Here is a 15,513-nt window from a genome sequence, read left to right on the forward strand (position 1 = left end):
GACCGACCGACGCCAGGAGCCCGCAGATGACCGACGTGACCGTCGTCCACCTCGTCACCACCGCTCTCGTGCTGACCGTCAAGGTCTCCGCGCCCCTGCTGCTGACCGCGCTGATCGTCGGTTTCCTGATCTCGCTGTTCCAGTCGGTGACCCAGCTGCAGGAGCAGACGCTGGTCTTCGTCCCCAAGGCCCTGGCGGTCTTCGCGGCGCTGGCGGTGGCCGGCAAGTGGATGCTCAACGAGATCACCTCGTTCACCACCACCCTGTACGAGCAGATCCCCAGCCTCCTGTCCGGGGGCTGAGGGTGACCGGATTCCCGCCCGTCGCCGCCGACCTGCTGCTGGCGCTGCTGCTGGCCACGGTCCGGGTCACCGCCTTCCTGTTCTTCGCGCCGCCCTTCGCCAACCGCGCCGTCAGCACCCGCACCAAGGGCATGCTGGGCGTCGTCATCGCGCTGCCGCTGTCGGTGCGCCTGCGGGGCCAGGTGCCGGTGGGGGACACCGGGGCGCTGCTGACCGCGGCCGCCCACCAGGTCCTCGTGGGCGCGTGCCTGGGGGTGCTGTGCGCCGCGGTCTTCGCCGCCGTGCAGTCCGCCGGCGACCTGCTCGACCTCTTCGGCGGTTTCCAGCTCGCCTCCGCCTACGACCCCCTGCAGCAGACGCAGAGCTCGATCTTCGGCAAGTTCTACACCTGGACCAGCACGGCCCTGCTCGTCGTGACCGGCGGGCACCTGATCATGCTGGGCGGCTTCCTGAGGACCTTCGACGTGCTGCCGCTGGACGGGACGATCTCCACCGCCGCCGTCGCCACCCTCATGAGCGAGGGCCTGACCACGCTGTTCGCCGCCGCGCTGCAGATCGCCGCGCCGCTGGCCGCGGTGCTCTTCGTCACCGACATCGGCCTCGGCCTGCTCTCCCGGGCGGCACCGGCGCTGCAGGTGTTCAGCATGAGCTTCCCCGTGAAGATCCTCATCACCCTGACGCTGGGCGGCTTCACGATCGCCCTGCTGCCGCACGTGCACCCCGAGCTCATCGAGGCCGCCCTCGGCAACATCGCCCGCGCCGTGCAGTGAGGCCGGCCGGGGCTGCTGGGGCCGCAGGGGTGCACGGGACATCTGAGACGACCGGACGGACAGGCCCCGCGGGGCGGACGAGGGGAGGTGCGGTGTGAGCGGCGAGAAGACCGAGAAGCCGACACCGAAACGGCTCGCGGAAGCACGCAAGGAGGGCAACACCCCCCGCACGCCGGACCTGTCGGCGTGGCTGTGCGTCGCCGCCGGCGCCGTCATGATCCCCACGGCGATCTCCTCGGGCCGGGAGCTCACCGCCCGCGTCTTCGACCAGCTCCCCAGCGTCGTGGCCTCCCCCGAGCCCGCGCGGGCCATGGCCATCGCGGTGGAGGCCCTCGCCGGCCTGGTCTGGGTCGTGGCGCCCATCGCCGTCGCCACCGTGCTCGCCGCCCTCGTCGCCGGTGCCGCGCAGGGCAGCTTCAAGCTCGCCACCAAGAAGCTCAAGCCGAAGTTCAGCCACCTCAACCCCATCTCCGGCATCAAGCAGCACTACGGCCCCCAGGCGCTGTGGGAGGGCTCCAAGACGCTGCTCAAGGCCGTCGTCCTCGGCATCGTCCTGTGGACCGTGGCCAAGAGCCTGGCGCCCACGCTCGTCGGCTCCGCGCCCCTGCCCCTGACCCTCGTGCTGTCCACCACCGGCGAGGCGATCGTCTCCATGCTCTCCGTGGCGGTGCTGGCCGGTCTGGTCATCGCCGGCGCCGACTACGGCATGGCCCGCCACCGCGTCATGAAGAAGCTCATGATGAGCAAGCACGACATCAAGCAGGAGCACAAGAACGCCGAGGGCGACCCGCTGCTCAAGGGCGCCATCCGCTCCAAGCAGATGTCCATGAGCCGCAACCGGATGATGGCCGACGTCGCCAAGGCCGACGCGGTGATCGTCAACCCCACGCACATCGCCGTCGCCGTGCGCTACGACCCCGAGAACGGCGCCCCCCGCGTCGTCGCCAAGGGCGCTGGGGCCATCGCCACCAGGATCCGCGAGCAGGCCCGCGAGCACGGCGTGCCGCTCATCCGCGACGTGCCCCTGGCCCGGCGGATGTACAAGGACATCAAGATCGGCCAGGAGATCCCCGTCGAGCTGTACGAGGCGGTCGCCAAGGTCCTCGCCTTCGTGATGAACCTGCGCACCCGCGGGGTCGTCTCCGCCAGCACCGACCCGCACACCATCCCCGGCTGACCCCCGCACCCGCCCGCCCCGCACGCACCCCGCGTGCGGGGCGGGCGCGCGCGGGGTGCGTGCGGGGGCGCCCCCGGACGGGTCCACCCGGGTGGCGGCTCAAGTCCCCGCCCGCGGATGCCGAGTACAGGGGAGCCAGGACGGCGACCAGGGCCACGGACGGGCCTGTCGGACGGCGGAGCCACGAGCTGCGCTGCTGGACACGGGACGGGTGCAGTGCCTCTCAAGAACCTCAGCCACATGGCGATGCCGATGGGCGTCGTCGGAATCGTGCTGCTGCTCGTGGTGCCGCTGCCCGCAGCTGTGCTCGACTTCCTCATCGCGATCAACATCACCTGCTCGCTGGTGGCGCTGCTGATCTGCATGTACGTCAAGCGGCCCCTGGACTTCTCGGTCTTCCCGTCGATCATCCTGGTGCTCACGCTGTTCCGGCTCGGCCTGAACGTCGCCGCCACGCGCCTGGTGCTCTCCGACGGCTACGCCGGCAAGGTCATCGACGCCTTCGGCCACTTCGTGATCTCCGGCTCGCTGATCATCGGTCTGGTCGTCTTCCTCATCCTCATCGTCATCCAGTTCGTGGTGATCACCAAGGGTGCCGAGCGCGTCGCCGAGGTCGGCGCCCGCTTCACCCTGGACGCGATGCCCGGTAAGCAGATGGCGATCGACGCCGACCTCAACGCCGGCCTGATCGACGAGGACGAGGCCCGCCGCCGCCGCGCCGACATCGCCGCCGAGGCCGACTTCTACGGCGCCATGGACGGTGGCTCGAAGTTCGTCAAGGGCGACGCCATCGCCGCGATCATCATCACCCTGATCAACCTCATCGGCGGGTTCATCATCGGGATGGTGCAGCAGGGCCTCTCGCCCGCCGAGTCGATCGCCAAGTTCGCGCTGCTGTCCATCGGCGACGGCCTCGTCTCCCAGATCCCCGCGCTGCTGCTCTCCGTCGCCACCGGCCTCATCGTCACCCGCTCCACCAGCAACGGTGACATGGGCACGGAGGTCGTCCGGCAGATCGCCCAGCAGAAGTCCGCCCTGCAGATCGCCGGCGGCGCCGCGGTCGTCCTGGCCCTCATCCCCGGCATGCCCAAGCTGCCGTTCCTCGTCGTCGGCGCCCTCGCGATCTTCGCCTCCACCCGCATCGCCAAGCGCGAGGCCGTCGACGCCGCGGCCGCCGCGGCCCTGGAGGCCCCCGTGCCCACCGGCCCGGCCCCCGACGCCACCGAGACGCTGCTCGAAGAGATGCGGGTCGACCCGCTGGAGCTCGTCCTGGCCCCCGACCTCATCGACCTCGTCGACGCCTCCGGCGGTGGCGACCTGCTCGACCGGGTCCGCGCCCTGCGCCGCAAGGTCGCCCTGGAGCTCGGCCTGGTCCTGCCCCCCGTCCGCACGCGCGACTCCCTCGACCTGCCGATGTCCAGCTACGCGGTCCGCATCTCCGGTGTCGAGGTCGCCCGCGGCACCGCCCCGCCCGGGCAGGTCCTGGCCCTGGGCGACCACCTCGACGGCCTGCCCGGCCGCGCCGCGGTGGAGCCGGTGTTCGGCCTCTCCAGCAAGTGGGTGCCGGCGGAGCTGCGGGCGCAGGCCCAGCTCATGGGCGCCACGGTCGTCGACCGCCCCAGCGTCCTCATCACCCACCTCGGCGAGGTCGTCCGCGCCAACGCCCCGCGCCTGCTCGGCCGCGAGGACGTCCGCTCCCTCGTGGACGCGCTCAAGCGCACCCACCCCGTCGTCGTCGACGAGCTCACCCCGAGCCTGCTGTCCCTGGGCGAGGTGCAGCGCGTGCTGCAGTCCCTGCTGGAGGAGGGTGTCCCGATCCGCGACCTGGCCCGCATCTTCGAGGCGCTGTCCCTGCGCGCCAAGCAGGGCGCGGACCTCGACGGCCTGGTCGACGCGGCCCGCTCCTGCCTCGGTGCCGCGGTGGCCAACGTCCACGAGCAGGACGGCGTCCTGCACGTGGTGACGCTGGACCCGATCCTGGAGCACACGCTGGCCGAGTCGCTGCGGCCGGGCGAGACGGGCCAGAACCTCGCGCTCGACGCCACGATGGTGGACCACCTGGTCACCGAGACCGGCACCCTGCTGGAGCGCGCGGAGCAGGCCGGCGTGCAGATGGTCCTGGTGTGCGCCCCGACGCTGCGCGCCCCGCTGCGCCGCCTGCTGCGGGTGGCCGTCCCGCGGATGCACGTCCTGTCGTACACCGAGGTCAGCAACCACACCCGCATCGAGATGATCGGATCGGTGAAGCATGTCCACGCAGTTGCTTCTTGAGGGTTCCGACCTCGACAGCCTGCTGGCGCAGGCCCGTGAGGAGCACGGTGAGGGCGCGCGCATCGTCCGCGCCGAGAAGGTCCGCTCCGGAGGGGTGGGCGGCTTCTTCGCCAAGGAGCACTTCCAGGTGACCGTCGAGGTCCCGGACGCCGACGGGGACGCGCCCGCACGGCCCGCCCCGGCGGCGGCCCCGTCCCCTGCCGCCCCGGCTGCGGCCGCTGCGCCGCAGAGCCTCGGTGACCTGCTGGCCGCGGCGGACGCGGCGGACGGCAGCGAGCGCCTCAGCGCGCTCGTCGGTTCCCCCGTCACCGCCCCGGTGGCCGCCCCGGTGGCAGCTCCCGCGGGGGAGCAGCCGCCCACCGCCCGCGCGGCCGCCGCCGCCCGGTTCGCCGCGGCGGCGGAGAACATGGCGCCCGCCGCCGCCGAGGCCGTCCCGGCCCCCTCGCCGTTCGCGCCGGCTCCCGCGGCGTCGCCGTTCGCGCCGGCTCCCGCGGCCTCGCCGTTCGCGCCGGCTCCCGCGGCCTCGCCGTTCGCGCCGGCTCCCGCGGCGTTCGCGTCCGTCCCGGCGCAGGCCGGCAAGGCCACCCCCGCCTCCCGCGCCGCAGCCCGCGCGGCCCGCGCCGCGGCCCCGGCCGCCGCCCCGGTCGCGGACGGCGACAACCCCCTCGCCGCCGTGCTGGCCGCCGCCGTCGGGGCCGAGGGCCGCCGCGTGGCCCCGCCGACCCGCCCGGTCACCGCCGAGGCCGACGACTTCGCCTTCACGCTCGCGACGGTCCGCCGGCACATGGACGGCACCGCAACTTCTGCACCTGATGTCACTACTCCTGTACCGTCTGTGACTGCCGGGACGTCCGCGGTCGCTGCCGCCCCCGCGGACCGGACGCTCGAGGACGAGCGGACGGAGGTGCTCCCGGCGCCCGTGGTCGAGTCCGACCTGCCCACCGACGCCAGCGGCCGGCACCCCGTGGAGGACGCCGTGACGACCGAACCGAACGGAACCCACATCGAGTACGCCTCCCGCCACGGCGTCGCCGCCGAGCGCGAGCGGGCGTTCCCCACCACAGGCCTCGGCTACAGCGCCCCCGAGGCGCAGAACGCACCCGCCGACGCCCGGCCCGAGGCCGCCGAGGCCCACCGCCGTGCCGAGCAGGACACCCGCGCCGAGGCGCAGGCCCCGCAGGCCGAGGCCCCGCGTGCCGCGCAGCCCGAGTCGCCCGCCCGCCAGGCCGAGGCCCCCCGCGAGGAGCGGCCCGAGGCGCAGGCCCCGCAGGCCGAGGCCCCCCGTGCCGCGCAGCCCGAGACGCCCACCCGCCGTGCCGAGATCCCCCACGAGGAGGCCCCGCGCGCCGAGTCCCCCCGCGAGGAGGCCCCCCGCGAGGAGGCCCCGCGCGAGGAGCGGCCCGAGGCGCAGGCCCCCACCGCGCCGGAGTCGCGGCGTGCCCGCGCCGACGTGCAGCAGCCCGCCCCCTACGCGCCGCAGCCCGCGCCCCGGTACGCCCCGCAGCAGGAGGCTCCCGCCCCCCGGCAGGAGACCGCCCCCGCCGCGCAGCAGGAGGCCCCGGCCTCCCGGCGCGAGACCGAGCGGGTCCAGCAGCCGGCCCCGCAGTACGCCGCGCCCCAGTACGCCGCGCAGGCGGAGCCGCAGCAGTACGCCGCCCCCCAGTACGCGGCCCAGCCCGCGCCGCAGTACGCCCCGCAGCCGGCGCCCCAGCCCGCACCCCAGTACGCCGCGCAGGCGGAGCCGCAGCAGTACGCCGCCCAGCCGGTCGCGGAGTATCCGGCGCAGCAGTACGCCCCCCAGCCGGCCCCCCAGTACGCCGCACCGCAGCAGTACGCCCCGCAGCCGGCGCCGCAGCAGTACGCCGCACCGCAGCAGTACGCCCCGCAGGCGGAGCCGCAGCAGTACGCCGCCCCGCAGCCGGCCGTCGCAACGCAGCCCGCCCCGCAGCCGGCCGTCGCGCCGCAGTTCCCGGTTCAGCCCGAGGTGCCGCAGCCGGCGCCCGTGGTCGTCCAGTCCGCGCCGGTCGTGGTGCAGCCCGCGCCGGTCGTGGTGCAGCCGGCGCCGGTCGTGGTGCAGCCCGAGCCCCAGCCGCAGCCGGCCGCGCAGGAGCCCCGTCAGGCCGCCGAGCAGGCCCCTGCGCAGTCCTCCGTCTCCCACGCGCGGATCATGGATTCGGCGTACGGTGATGGCGTGACTACATACAGCGAGACTGTTGCGCCGATGCGCCGCGCTGCCGCGGCAGAGCACATCGACCCGCAGGCCGCCATGCGCATCGCCCAGGACATCGCCGTCCCCGAGCCCCTGCGCGTGGGCCCGGGCGAGGTCGTGCTCGTCGTGGGGGAGCCGGACTCGGTGGTCAGCGCGGGCCTCCTCGTCGCCGACGAGATCGGCTCCGAGGCCCCCGTCGTCATCGGCCGCGCCGAGGGCCACACCAGCATCAGCGCCGAGGAGCTGCCCCAGCGGGTCGCCCAGGCCCGCGGCTGGAGCGCCCCGCTCACCGTCACCGTCCCCGCCCGCCCGACCGCCGCCGACGCCCAGCGCGCCGCGCGCTTCGCCGCGCAGTTCCGCCCCTCGGTCGTCGTCGTCGCCGTGGACGCCACCCGCCGCGCCGGCACGGTCGGCGAGCTGCTCACCGCCCTGCGCGCGGTCGGCGCCCCTGTCGCGCGCCTGGCCGTCAACCGCTCCGTGGAGAGCACCGATCCGCTGGACGTGCTGTCCCTGGGTGTTCCCGTCGGCTTCCTCGACGGCCGCTCCGCCACCACCGGCGCCTGGGTCGGCCTGCTCCTGGACGCGGCGCTGCCCGCGGACGGTGCGGCCGGCCGATGAGCACCGGGTCGCGGGTCGCGGGATCGACGCGCTCGTGGCCCGCGGTCAACGGCCGTGTGACCCTCGAGATCCACGCGTCGGACGGCGAGACCGGGCAGGACATCGAGGCCCCCAGCCGCGTGGAGGACGTCGACGGCGAGCAGCTCGTCATCGCCGCTCCGCGCTTCCCCGGAGACCTGCGGTGGGCCTACCCGGGCCGGGAGGTCCTGCTGAGCTGGGCCAGCGAGCGCGGTGTCTGCATGCAGCGCTTCCACCTCGTCGCCGTCGAGCGGCAGAACGTGCGGGTGTGGCGGCTGGCGCCGGCCACGGCCATCACCGTGCAGCAGCGCCGCCGCTACGTGCGGGCGGCGGTCACCGGCCCGGCCGAGCTCGAGCTCGTCGCCGACCAGCGCCCGCCGCGGGAGCTGTCCGTGCGGCGGGAGACGTCCGGGGGCGAGCTGTCCGTCGAGCAGAGCGCGGGGGCCGCCGCGCCGCAGCAGCAGGAGGAGCCCGCGCTCAAGGACACGTCCGCCGGTGCCGATGCAGAGCAGGAGGCCGGCGAGCTGCCGGAGGCCTACTCCGGTCAGCTCGTCGACATCTCCGAGGGCGGTGCCCGCCTGGCGTTCGCCGCCGCAGGCGGTGCCCTCTCGGGCCGTCGCGCCCGTCTCCGGACGGTCGTCGACGGCGTGAGGATCGACCAGCAGGCCGCGGTCCTGCGCACCCGCCCCCTCCCGGGCGGAGCCCCCGGGGCCGTCGAGGTGCAGCTGCACTTCGTGGAGCCGGTCGAGCAGGCCGACCACCTGCGCAGGTACGTCCTGCGTGTCCAGATCGAGCACCGACGCAAAGGGGAACGATGACGAGCCTGGTCGTCCTTGCAGGCCTGCTGATGGCCGGACCGTCGCTGTACGCGGCCCTGACCGGGGCCGGGGACGTCGACACCGCACTGCTGCACCTGGTGCTCGGGCTCGTCCTCGCCGCCGTCGGCGGGCACGTGGTGCGCTACATCGTCCGCGGCTACGAGCACAGCGAGCACGCCGCCGCCGGTGACGAGGCGCCCGGCCGGCGCCGCACGGACCTGCCCGACGCCGTCTGAGCCCACCGCCTGAGCCCACCGTCTGAGCCCACCGCCTGAGCCCACCGCCTGAGCACGAGGCCGCCACCGTGCGCCGAGGCCCCCCGGGTACGCCCGGGGGGCCTCGGCGCGTTCCGCGGCGCAGCCCGCCGGCCGGGCCGGGGGCCCGCGCGGCGCGGACGCGAACTGCTCCCGCGGCGCGCTCCCACCGCGGCGGCAGATGACGCATGGTGACCCTATGCTGACACCATGTTGGTCTTGACGCGGAGGGCCGGGGAGAGCGTCGTCATCGGGGAGTCCGTCGTGGTGCGGGTCCTGGAGGTGCGCGGTGACGTGGTCCGCGTGGGGATCGACGCCCCCCGGGACGTGCAGGTGCACCGGCAGGAGGTGTACGACGCCGTGCGGGACGCCAACGTCGCCGCCGCCGCCGCCAGCGAGGACGGCATCTCCGCGCTGCGCGGAGCCGTGCGCGAGGGCAAGACCGCGCCCCCGAGGTGACGGACATCACTCTCTTGAACGTGCAAACGACGCCGTCCTGACAGGAAAGCGTGCAGGCCCCTCCCTACACTACGGAGCACCGGACGGCGGACGGCGCGAAGCCCCCGCACCCGGCGAACAGGCTCGTCACCCACCGGGTGAGAGGACAGAGTGGTCCCGGCCGAGATCGAGCACCTACCGCGCCGCCAGCGCGGTCCGCGCAACGAGAGGGGTCACCATGGACGTCACCGTCACCGCCCAGGACCGTCAGAACAGCAGCACCGACGAGGTGCTCCTCACCTCCGTGGCCAACCCGCGCCGCGTCCGTCTCTGACGACACCCAGCAACGCCCCGGACGGGGCCGGCCCCCCAGGGGCCGGCCCCGTCCGTCGTTCTCCCGTCCCACCGCCTCCCGTCCCACCGGCCCCGGCGCGGGGAGGCGCCGGAACCGGTGGGGCGGGGGACCTCAGCCGTCGGCGAGGACGCCGGCACCTCGCAGCCGGTGCATCAGCTCGAACCCGTCGCCGCCCGAGACGCGCGGCACGTCCTCCGCGCCCGGCGGCACGGACACCTGGTCCGTCGGCGACAGGCCGCTGGCCAGCAGCTTCTCCGTGGGCGTCAGCCGCCGGATGGCCACCGCCGCGACCTTCTCCGGGTGCGCCGCGGAGAACTCCCCGTAGATGACCGGGTCGTGCTGCCCGTCGTCGCCCACCAGCAGCCACCGCACGTTGGGCAGCTCCTGCACGAGGCGCTCCAGCGCCTTCTTCTTGTGGGTGCTGCCGTCGCGGAACCAGCCGGTGTTCGTGGGCCCCCAGTCCGTGAGCAGCAGCGGCCCTGACGGGTACCCCGAGCGGTTCAGGAACCGGATCAGGGCCGGCGCGGCGTTCCACGCACCGGTGGACAGGTACACCACCGGCGAGCCCTCGTGGCTGTGCAGCAGCTCCCGGTACAGCTCCGCCATCCCCGGCACCGGCACCCGCGCCTTCTCGTGCAGCACGAACGTGTTCCACGCCGCGATCAGGGGGCGCGGCAGGCGGGTCACCACCACCGTGTCGTCGATGTCGCTGACCAGGCCACGCACCGGCCCGGCACCCACCACGACGACCTGCGAGGTGCCGCTGGACTCCGGCGCGGCGTCCGCGCGGTGCGCCCCGCGCTGCCCGCTGCGGGCCAGGGACAGGCGCACCTCGTGCACCCCCGGGGGCAGGTCCACCTCCACGCGCTCGTCCACGTAGCCACCGCGGTCCGTCCTCAGCACCGTGCGGGCGGCACCCTCGGCGCCGGGGAACTCCACCAGCACCTCCACGCCGGCCACCGGGACCGTGGCGAAGGCCCGCCAGCCGCGCACCGTCGGCTGGCTCTCCGGCTTCGGCCGCAGCGGTGAGGTGGGCCGCTGGGAGAGCAGCACCCTGCCCATCACCCGCACCCAGCCGGGGCCTCCGTAGCCCGGGTACGCCAAGACCCGGGAGCGCCAGCCCTTGGCGCGCAGCCGCCCGCCGAGGAACCCCTTGAGGGCGTCCTCGATGCGGGCGGCGCGGTGCAGGCCGTGCTCGCCCGGTTCCAGCGGCGACAGGTCGACGTCGAGGTCGGGGGAGTGGCGCGAGAGCCGCTCCTGCAGGTCTTCGGGGAGGGAACGGCGCAGCGGAGCGGAGCCGGTCGTGGTCATGTCCGGAACGCTACCGGGTGACCGCCGCACGTCATCTCGAACGCCCCCGCGGCCCGGTCGCGGGGCCGCCCGCAGCGCCGGCCCGCAATGCCGGCCCGGGATGGGCGCTCAGCGCGGGAAGCCGGCCACCAGGCGCTGCAGGCCCTCGTCGATCGGCACCCGCGGCGCCCAGTCCAGCACCTCGCGGGTGCGCCGCTGGTCGAACCAGTGCGCCGTGGAGAGCTGCTCGGCGAGGAAGCGCGTCATGGGCGGCTCGTCCCGCAGGTGCAGGCGGGTCCAGAGCCCCTCCACCACGCCACCGGCCGCCTTCGCCACCGCCGAGGGCACCCTGCGCGCCGGGGCGGGCACCCCCGCGGCCTCGCAGATCGCGGCGAACACCTCCGCCACCGTGCGCGGCTCGCCGTTGGTGACGACCAGCGCCTGCCCGTGGGCGTGCGCTGTGCGCTCCAGCGCCGCGACGAGGGCGTCGACGGCGTTGTCGACGTAGGTGGTGTCCATCAGGGCGGTGCCGTCGTCCAGCAGCGGCAGCCGCCCGGCGCGCGCCCGGTCCGCGATGCGCTGCACGAGCTGGGTGTCCCCGGGCCCGAGCACGACGTGCGGGCGGATCGCGACGACCGCCAGGTCCGGGGAGTCCGCCCCCAGCGCCAGCAGCTCGGCCGCGGCCTTGGTGCGGGCGTAGTGGCCGCGGGCGTGCTCCGGCTCGGCCGGCCCGGCCCCCACCCCGACCAGCGCGGTGCCGGTGTGCGCCACCGACGGCGAGGAGACGTGCACGAACCGGCGCACCCCCGCGGCGCGCGCCGCGTCCAGGAGGCGGGTGGTGCCGCGCACGTTGATCTCGGTGAACTCGTGCTCGGGGCCGGTGATGGACACCTTCGCGGCCAGGTGCACGACCGCGTCGACGTCCCGCACCGCGGCCCGGACCACGTCGGGGGAGGTGATGCTGCCCAGCACCTCCTCGGTGCCGGTGATGCCCGCCGGGCGGCGCTGCAGCACCCGCACGGCATCGCCGCGCCGCACCAGCGCCTCAGCGGTGCGCCGGCCCAGCATCCCGCTGGCTCCGGTGACCAGGACCCTCACAGCGGCACCCCCGGCTCCCCCGCGAGGACCCGCTCCGCCCACGCGGCCACCCGCACCCTGTCGATCTTGGAGTTGTGCCGCACGTCCGTGGGCAGCCGCGGCACCAGGAGCACCGCGGCGAGGTCGCGGCCGGTCGCGGCGCGCACGTGCCGCGCCAGGACCGGTGGCGCGACCGTCGTGCGCCGCACCGGCTCGGAGGCCTCCGCGACGACGACGAGCTGGCGCACCTCGCGCGGGCCGACCCCCACGAGCGCGGCGCGGGCGATGCCGGCGACCGTCTCGGCGCACTGCTCGGCGCCCACGGGGGTCACGACCTCCCCGTCGGTCACGACGACGTGCGCGAGGCGGCCCTCCACCCACAGCCGGCCCTCGGCGTCGAGGTGCCCGACGTCGCCGGTGCGGTGCCAGCGGCCGGTGCCCAGGTCCTCGGGCGCGCTCACCAGCGTGCTGGCCCGCTGCGTCAGCCACAGCTGGTCGTAGTGGTCCTTCACGTGCTCGGCGCGCACCACCACCTCACCGGTGACGCCCGGGGTGGTCACGACCTCGGTGGAGGCGGTCCCGTCCGCGTCGAGCGGGGCGAGCGCCACCGTCACCCCGGGCACGGGGGTGCCCACGCAGATGCCCTCGCCCGGCCCGGCGGCGAGGATCTCCTCCAGGCTCACGTCGGTGGCGGGCAGCACCTCCGTCGCGCCGTAGGGGGTGCGCGGCTGCGCCAGCGGCATCAGCTCGCGGGCCGCGTGCTGCAGGCGCGGGTGCACGGGCGCGCCGGCGGAGAGCAGGGTCCGCACCCCTGCCAGCGCCTCGCGCTGCGCCTCGTCGAGGTCCCCGCCGGTGGCGACCACGTTGGCCAGGGCCGCGGGGGAGAGGAACGCCGAGCTGGAGCGGCCCGCAACCACGGCATCGGCCAGCGCCGCCGCGGTCAGCGTGGCGGGCTTGGTGACGTCCATGTCCGGCACCACGCACGTGGCGCCCAGCGCGGGCCCGAACAGCGCGAACGGCGCGAACGCCGACACCAGGCCGGTGTCGGGGCCGGTGCGCATCGTCTCGCCCATCGCCCGGCTCAGCTGCGCCAGCTGCCGGTGGGTGTACACCACGCCCTTGGCCGGGCCGGTGGAGCCGGAGGTGAACAGGATCGCCCCGGGAGCCTCCGGTCCGGGCTCCGGCGGCAGCACGTCCGACGGCTCCCGCCCCGCGAGCAGCTTCGCGCCCAGCTCCGCGACCTCCAGCAGCGTGGCGTGCGCCCCGGAGGCCCGCAGTACCGTGGCGGGCACCTCGCCCGCCGCGAAGCGCCGCCCCGGCCAGCCCAGCGCCCGCGCCGCCAGCAGGCCCCTGCGCACCGCCACGACGTGGTCCGGCCCGGCGCCCCGCACCGCCCGGTGCAGGCCCTTCACGCCCAGGCCCGCGTCGGCGAGCACGACGACCGCGCCGATGCGCAGGCACGCGTACATCACCGCCGTCAGGTCCGCCCCCGGCGGCACCAGCAGCGACACCCGGTGCCCGGGCAGCACCCCGGAGGCCGCCAGGCCCGCCGCGAGCTCCTGCGTGCGCCGGTGCAGCATGCTCCACGGGATGCGCCGCACCCGCGTGCCGCCCTCGACGCGCCGGACCTCCACGACCGCGTCGGCGCCGGAGTCGCGGCGCTCCTGCAGGGCCGTCCACAGCGGCCGGTGCTCCCCGGTGGGCGCCGGCGGCGGGGGTTCCTCCCGCGCCTGCAGCCACGTCAGCACCGCCCCGGCGACGTCGGCGTCCTCCGGTAGCAGGTGCCCGGCGCCCTCGAAGCGGTGCACCGCGGCGTGCGGCAGTCGCGCGCGCAGATCCCGCAGGTAGTGCTCGGTGAACACCGGGTCCCGCGGGCCCCACAGGATCAGCGCGTCGACGTCGGCCAGCGTGGACAGCTCCGCGGCCAGGGCGTCGAACGTGGCCTGTGTGGGGTGCGCCACGCCCGTCGGCACGTCCGCGACGAACGCCTCGATGCCGGCCCGGCGCTCCGCGGTGGCGTACGGCGCCCGGTAGGCGGCCTGCACGTCGGCGGGCGGGCGGGGGTGGGTCAGGGCCAGCGTGGTCCGCAGGAACACGTCGCTGCGGCTGGTCACCGCGGGCAGGACCCCGGGGAGGGTGGCCAGCTTCAGGGGACCGGGCGGCGGCGCGCCCGCGGGGTGGGAGGCGGCGGTGTTGCACACCACGAGGCCCTCCACCCGCAGCGGCGGCCCCGCCGTCGCCGTGCTCCCGGCGCCGGGGGAGGCGCCGGAGGGGGCGCGGTGCCGGCCCGCCGCACCGTCGGCGCGGTCCCGGGCGTGCTCGGCGACCGCCCAGCCCATCGCCACGACACCGCCCCAGTCGTGCCCGACGGCCACGACCGGCCCGGTCACCCCCAGCGCGGCGACGAGGTTCTGCAGGTCGGCGATGCGCTGGGCCAGGGTGCGCCGGGTGCCGGTGCGCTCGGAGAAGCCCATGTCGAGCTGGTCCGGCGCCAGCACCCGCCAGCCCTCGGCACGCCCGGCCAGGTCCCGCCACAGGTAGGACCACGTGGGGTTGCCGTGCACGCACAGCAGCGTCCCCCGCACCGGCACCGCCGGGTCGGGGGAGGTGTCCAGCACGTGCCAGGTCCGCGCGGTGCCCTCGGCGTCGGGGGCCTGCACGAGCCGTGACCACTGCGGCCGCAGACCGGGCAGGCCGGGCGGGGGCAGCTGCGCGGGGGAGGGGGCGGTCCTCACCACGCGATCTCGATCATCGCGGAGTTCAGCCCCGAGCCGACGCCCATGCACAGCACCTTCTGCCCCGCGACGAGCTCCGGTGCGGTGCTCGCCAGCGTCATCGGCAGCGAGATCGGGCCGACGTTGCCCCACCGGGGGAAGGTCAGCGGCACCTTCTCCGGTGCCAGGCCGAGCCGCTTGACGACGGTGTCGGTGTGCACCTTGGAGATCTGGTGGATGACGAAGCGGTCGGCGTCCGCCCAGGCGAACTCGTCGTTGCCGTCGTGGAAGGCGTCGGCGACGATCTCGATGCCCTCGGTGAGCATCAGCTTGGCGTCGGTGCGCATGTGGCCCATGTCGCCGATGCACAGCTCGTGGTGCGCGGTGCCCGCCTTCGCGGAGCCGCCGACGATGCGGTGCGCCTGCGGGTGCTCGTCGAAGCGGCCCAGCACCGCCGCCGCCGCCCCGCAGCCCAGCGTCATCGTGGCGAACTGGTCCAGGAAGTCCCGGCGGGTGACCTCCGGGCGCGAGAGCCGCTCGATGGTGCCGCGGTGCATGGGGCGCACGTCCTCCGCGCCGAGCACCACGGCGTACCGGACGGCGCCGGCGTCGATCATCGTGGCCGCCACCTGCAGGGCGTTGACCCAGCCCAGACAGGCGTTGGTGATGTCGAAGTTCAGCGCCGCCGGCGGCAGGTCCATCGCGTGGTGCACGGCCGTGGCCACGGCCGGCTCCAGGTGCGGGCGGGTGACCGTGGTGTTGATGAGCAGGCCCACCTCGCCGGGCTGCACGCCCGCCTCGGACAGCGCCTTCGCGCCGCACTCGGCGGCGGCCTCGGCGGCGGGGGTGTCCTCGGACCACCAGCGGCGCTCGGTGACCCCGGCCACCTTCTGCAGCAGCCCGGGCTTGAGCCGCAGCCGCTCCAGCGTCGGCGCCAGCACCTCGTCGAAGTAGGAGGACGGCACGACGACGGGCGCCTCCAGGCTCGCGATCGACAGCAGGGCGGCGTTGCTCTGCCGGTAGAGGGTGCTGCCGGCGCGTCCCGCGCGCTGCGCGCCGGGCGTGGAGCTCCCGTGCGAGTTGCCGTTCAAGGGCGTCCCCAAGTCCGTGGTGCCGAGGTGTGGACCGCAAGGCTAACCGCCATCAGGCCCCTCGGCCCGTCACCCTCCGCGTCGGCAGCGGGCGCGGCGTGCGTCCGCGCG

Annotated in this window: 12 protein-coding genes; 8 read left to right on the plus strand and 4 right to left on the minus strand. The window is 75.5% G+C overall.

Annotated elements, in window-relative coordinates; all coding sequences use genetic code 11:
* The first annotated feature begins 26 nt into the window (after positions 1 to 26).
* From fliQ to csrA, 8 genes are all read left to right on the plus strand, one after another.
* Positions 27 to 302, plus strand: a complete 276-nt coding sequence (fliQ, locus tag ACYQBY_RS00625; protein WP_459641875.1) for a flagellar biosynthesis protein FliQ — start codon at positions 27 to 29, stop codon at positions 300 to 302.
* 2 nt (positions 303 to 304) lie between these two features.
* Positions 305 to 1,072, plus strand: a complete 768-nt coding sequence (locus tag ACYQBY_RS00630) for a flagellar biosynthetic protein FliR (RefSeq protein ID WP_459641876.1) — start codon at positions 305 to 307, stop codon at positions 1,070 to 1,072.
* 94 nt (positions 1,073 to 1,166) lie between these two features.
* The gene (locus ACYQBY_RS00635; RefSeq protein WP_459641877.1) at positions 1,167 to 2,249 is read left to right on the plus strand and encodes an EscU/YscU/HrcU family type III secretion system export apparatus switch protein; all 1,083 of its coding nucleotides are present in this window, start codon (positions 1,167 to 1,169) and stop codon (positions 2,247 to 2,249) included.
* Positions 2,250 to 2,489: 240 nt separating this feature from the next.
* Positions 2,490 to 4,520, plus strand: coding sequence for a flagellar biosynthesis protein FlhA (flhA, locus tag ACYQBY_RS00640; RefSeq protein WP_459642427.1), 2,031 nt, complete (start codon positions 2,490 to 2,492; stop codon positions 4,518 to 4,520).
* Positions 4,498 to 7,347, plus strand: coding sequence for a hypothetical protein (locus ACYQBY_RS00645; protein WP_459641878.1), 2,850 nt, complete (start codon positions 4,498 to 4,500; stop codon positions 7,345 to 7,347). Before flhA ends, ACYQBY_RS00645 begins: the two co-directional genes overlap by 23 nt.
* Positions 7,348 to 7,403: 56 nt before the next feature.
* Positions 7,404 to 8,183 carry a PilZ domain-containing protein gene (locus ACYQBY_RS00650; protein ID WP_459641879.1) on the plus strand — a complete coding sequence of 260 codons (780 nt, stop codon included), beginning with the start codon at positions 7,404 to 7,406 and terminating at the stop codon, positions 8,181 to 8,183.
* Positions 8,180 to 8,419 (plus strand): hypothetical protein, encoded by a 240-nt coding sequence (locus ACYQBY_RS00655; RefSeq protein ID WP_459641880.1) that lies wholly within the window; start codon positions 8,180 to 8,182, stop codon positions 8,417 to 8,419. The genes ACYQBY_RS00650 and ACYQBY_RS00655 overlap by 4 nt, the downstream gene beginning before the upstream one ends.
* A gap of 228 nt (positions 8,420 to 8,647) precedes the next feature.
* Positions 8,648 to 8,896 (plus strand): carbon storage regulator CsrA, encoded by a 249-nt coding sequence (csrA, locus tag ACYQBY_RS00660; protein ID WP_459641881.1) that lies wholly within the window; start codon positions 8,648 to 8,650, stop codon positions 8,894 to 8,896.
* 445 nt (positions 8,897 to 9,341) lie between these two features.
* Here the strand turns inward: csrA and ACYQBY_RS00665 are convergent, their stop codons facing one another.
* The 4 genes from ACYQBY_RS00665 to ACYQBY_RS00680 form a co-directional block, all read right to left on the minus strand.
* Positions 9,342 to 10,400: an App1 family protein gene (locus ACYQBY_RS00665; protein ID WP_459642428.1), complete on the minus strand. Its 1,059-nt coding sequence runs from the start codon at positions 10,398 to 10,400 to the stop codon at positions 9,342 to 9,344.
* Positions 10,401 to 10,649: 249 nt separating this feature from the next.
* Positions 10,650 to 11,618, minus strand: coding sequence for an NAD-dependent epimerase/dehydratase family protein (locus ACYQBY_RS00670; protein WP_459641882.1), 969 nt, complete (start codon positions 11,616 to 11,618; stop codon positions 10,650 to 10,652).
* Complete coding sequence (locus ACYQBY_RS00675; protein WP_459641883.1) at positions 11,615 to 14,335, minus strand: alpha/beta fold hydrolase; 2,721 nt, start codon at positions 14,333 to 14,335, stop codon at positions 11,615 to 11,617. The genes ACYQBY_RS00670 and ACYQBY_RS00675 overlap by 4 nt, the downstream gene beginning before the upstream one ends.
* Positions 14,329 to 15,402 (minus strand): 3-oxoacyl-ACP synthase III, encoded by a 1,074-nt coding sequence (locus tag ACYQBY_RS00680; protein ID WP_459641884.1) that lies wholly within the window; start codon positions 15,400 to 15,402, stop codon positions 14,329 to 14,331. The genes ACYQBY_RS00675 and ACYQBY_RS00680 overlap by 7 nt, the downstream gene beginning before the upstream one ends.
* Positions 15,403 to 15,513: the final 111 nt, after the last annotated feature.

The organism is Kineococcus anabasis (assembly GCF_054590795.1).

Excerpts from the sequence above, each read along its gene's own strand:
- fliQ (WP_459641875.1), top strand. The coding sequence starts at position 27 with ATGACCGACGTGACCGTCGTCCACCTCGTCACCACCGCTCTCGTGCTG.
- flhA (WP_459642427.1), top strand. The coding sequence starts at position 2,490 with ATGGCGATGCCGATGGGCGTCGTCGGAATCGTGCTGCTGCTCGTGGTG.
- ACYQBY_RS00645 (WP_459641878.1), top strand. The coding sequence starts at position 4,498 with ATGTCCACGCAGTTGCTTCTTGAGGGTTCCGACCTCGACAGCCTGCTG.
- ACYQBY_RS00655 (WP_459641880.1), top strand. The coding sequence starts at position 8,180 with ATGACGAGCCTGGTCGTCCTTGCAGGCCTGCTGATGGCCGGACCGTCG.
- csrA (WP_459641881.1), top strand. The coding sequence starts at position 8,648 with ATGTTGGTCTTGACGCGGAGGGCCGGGGAGAGCGTCGTCATCGGGGAG.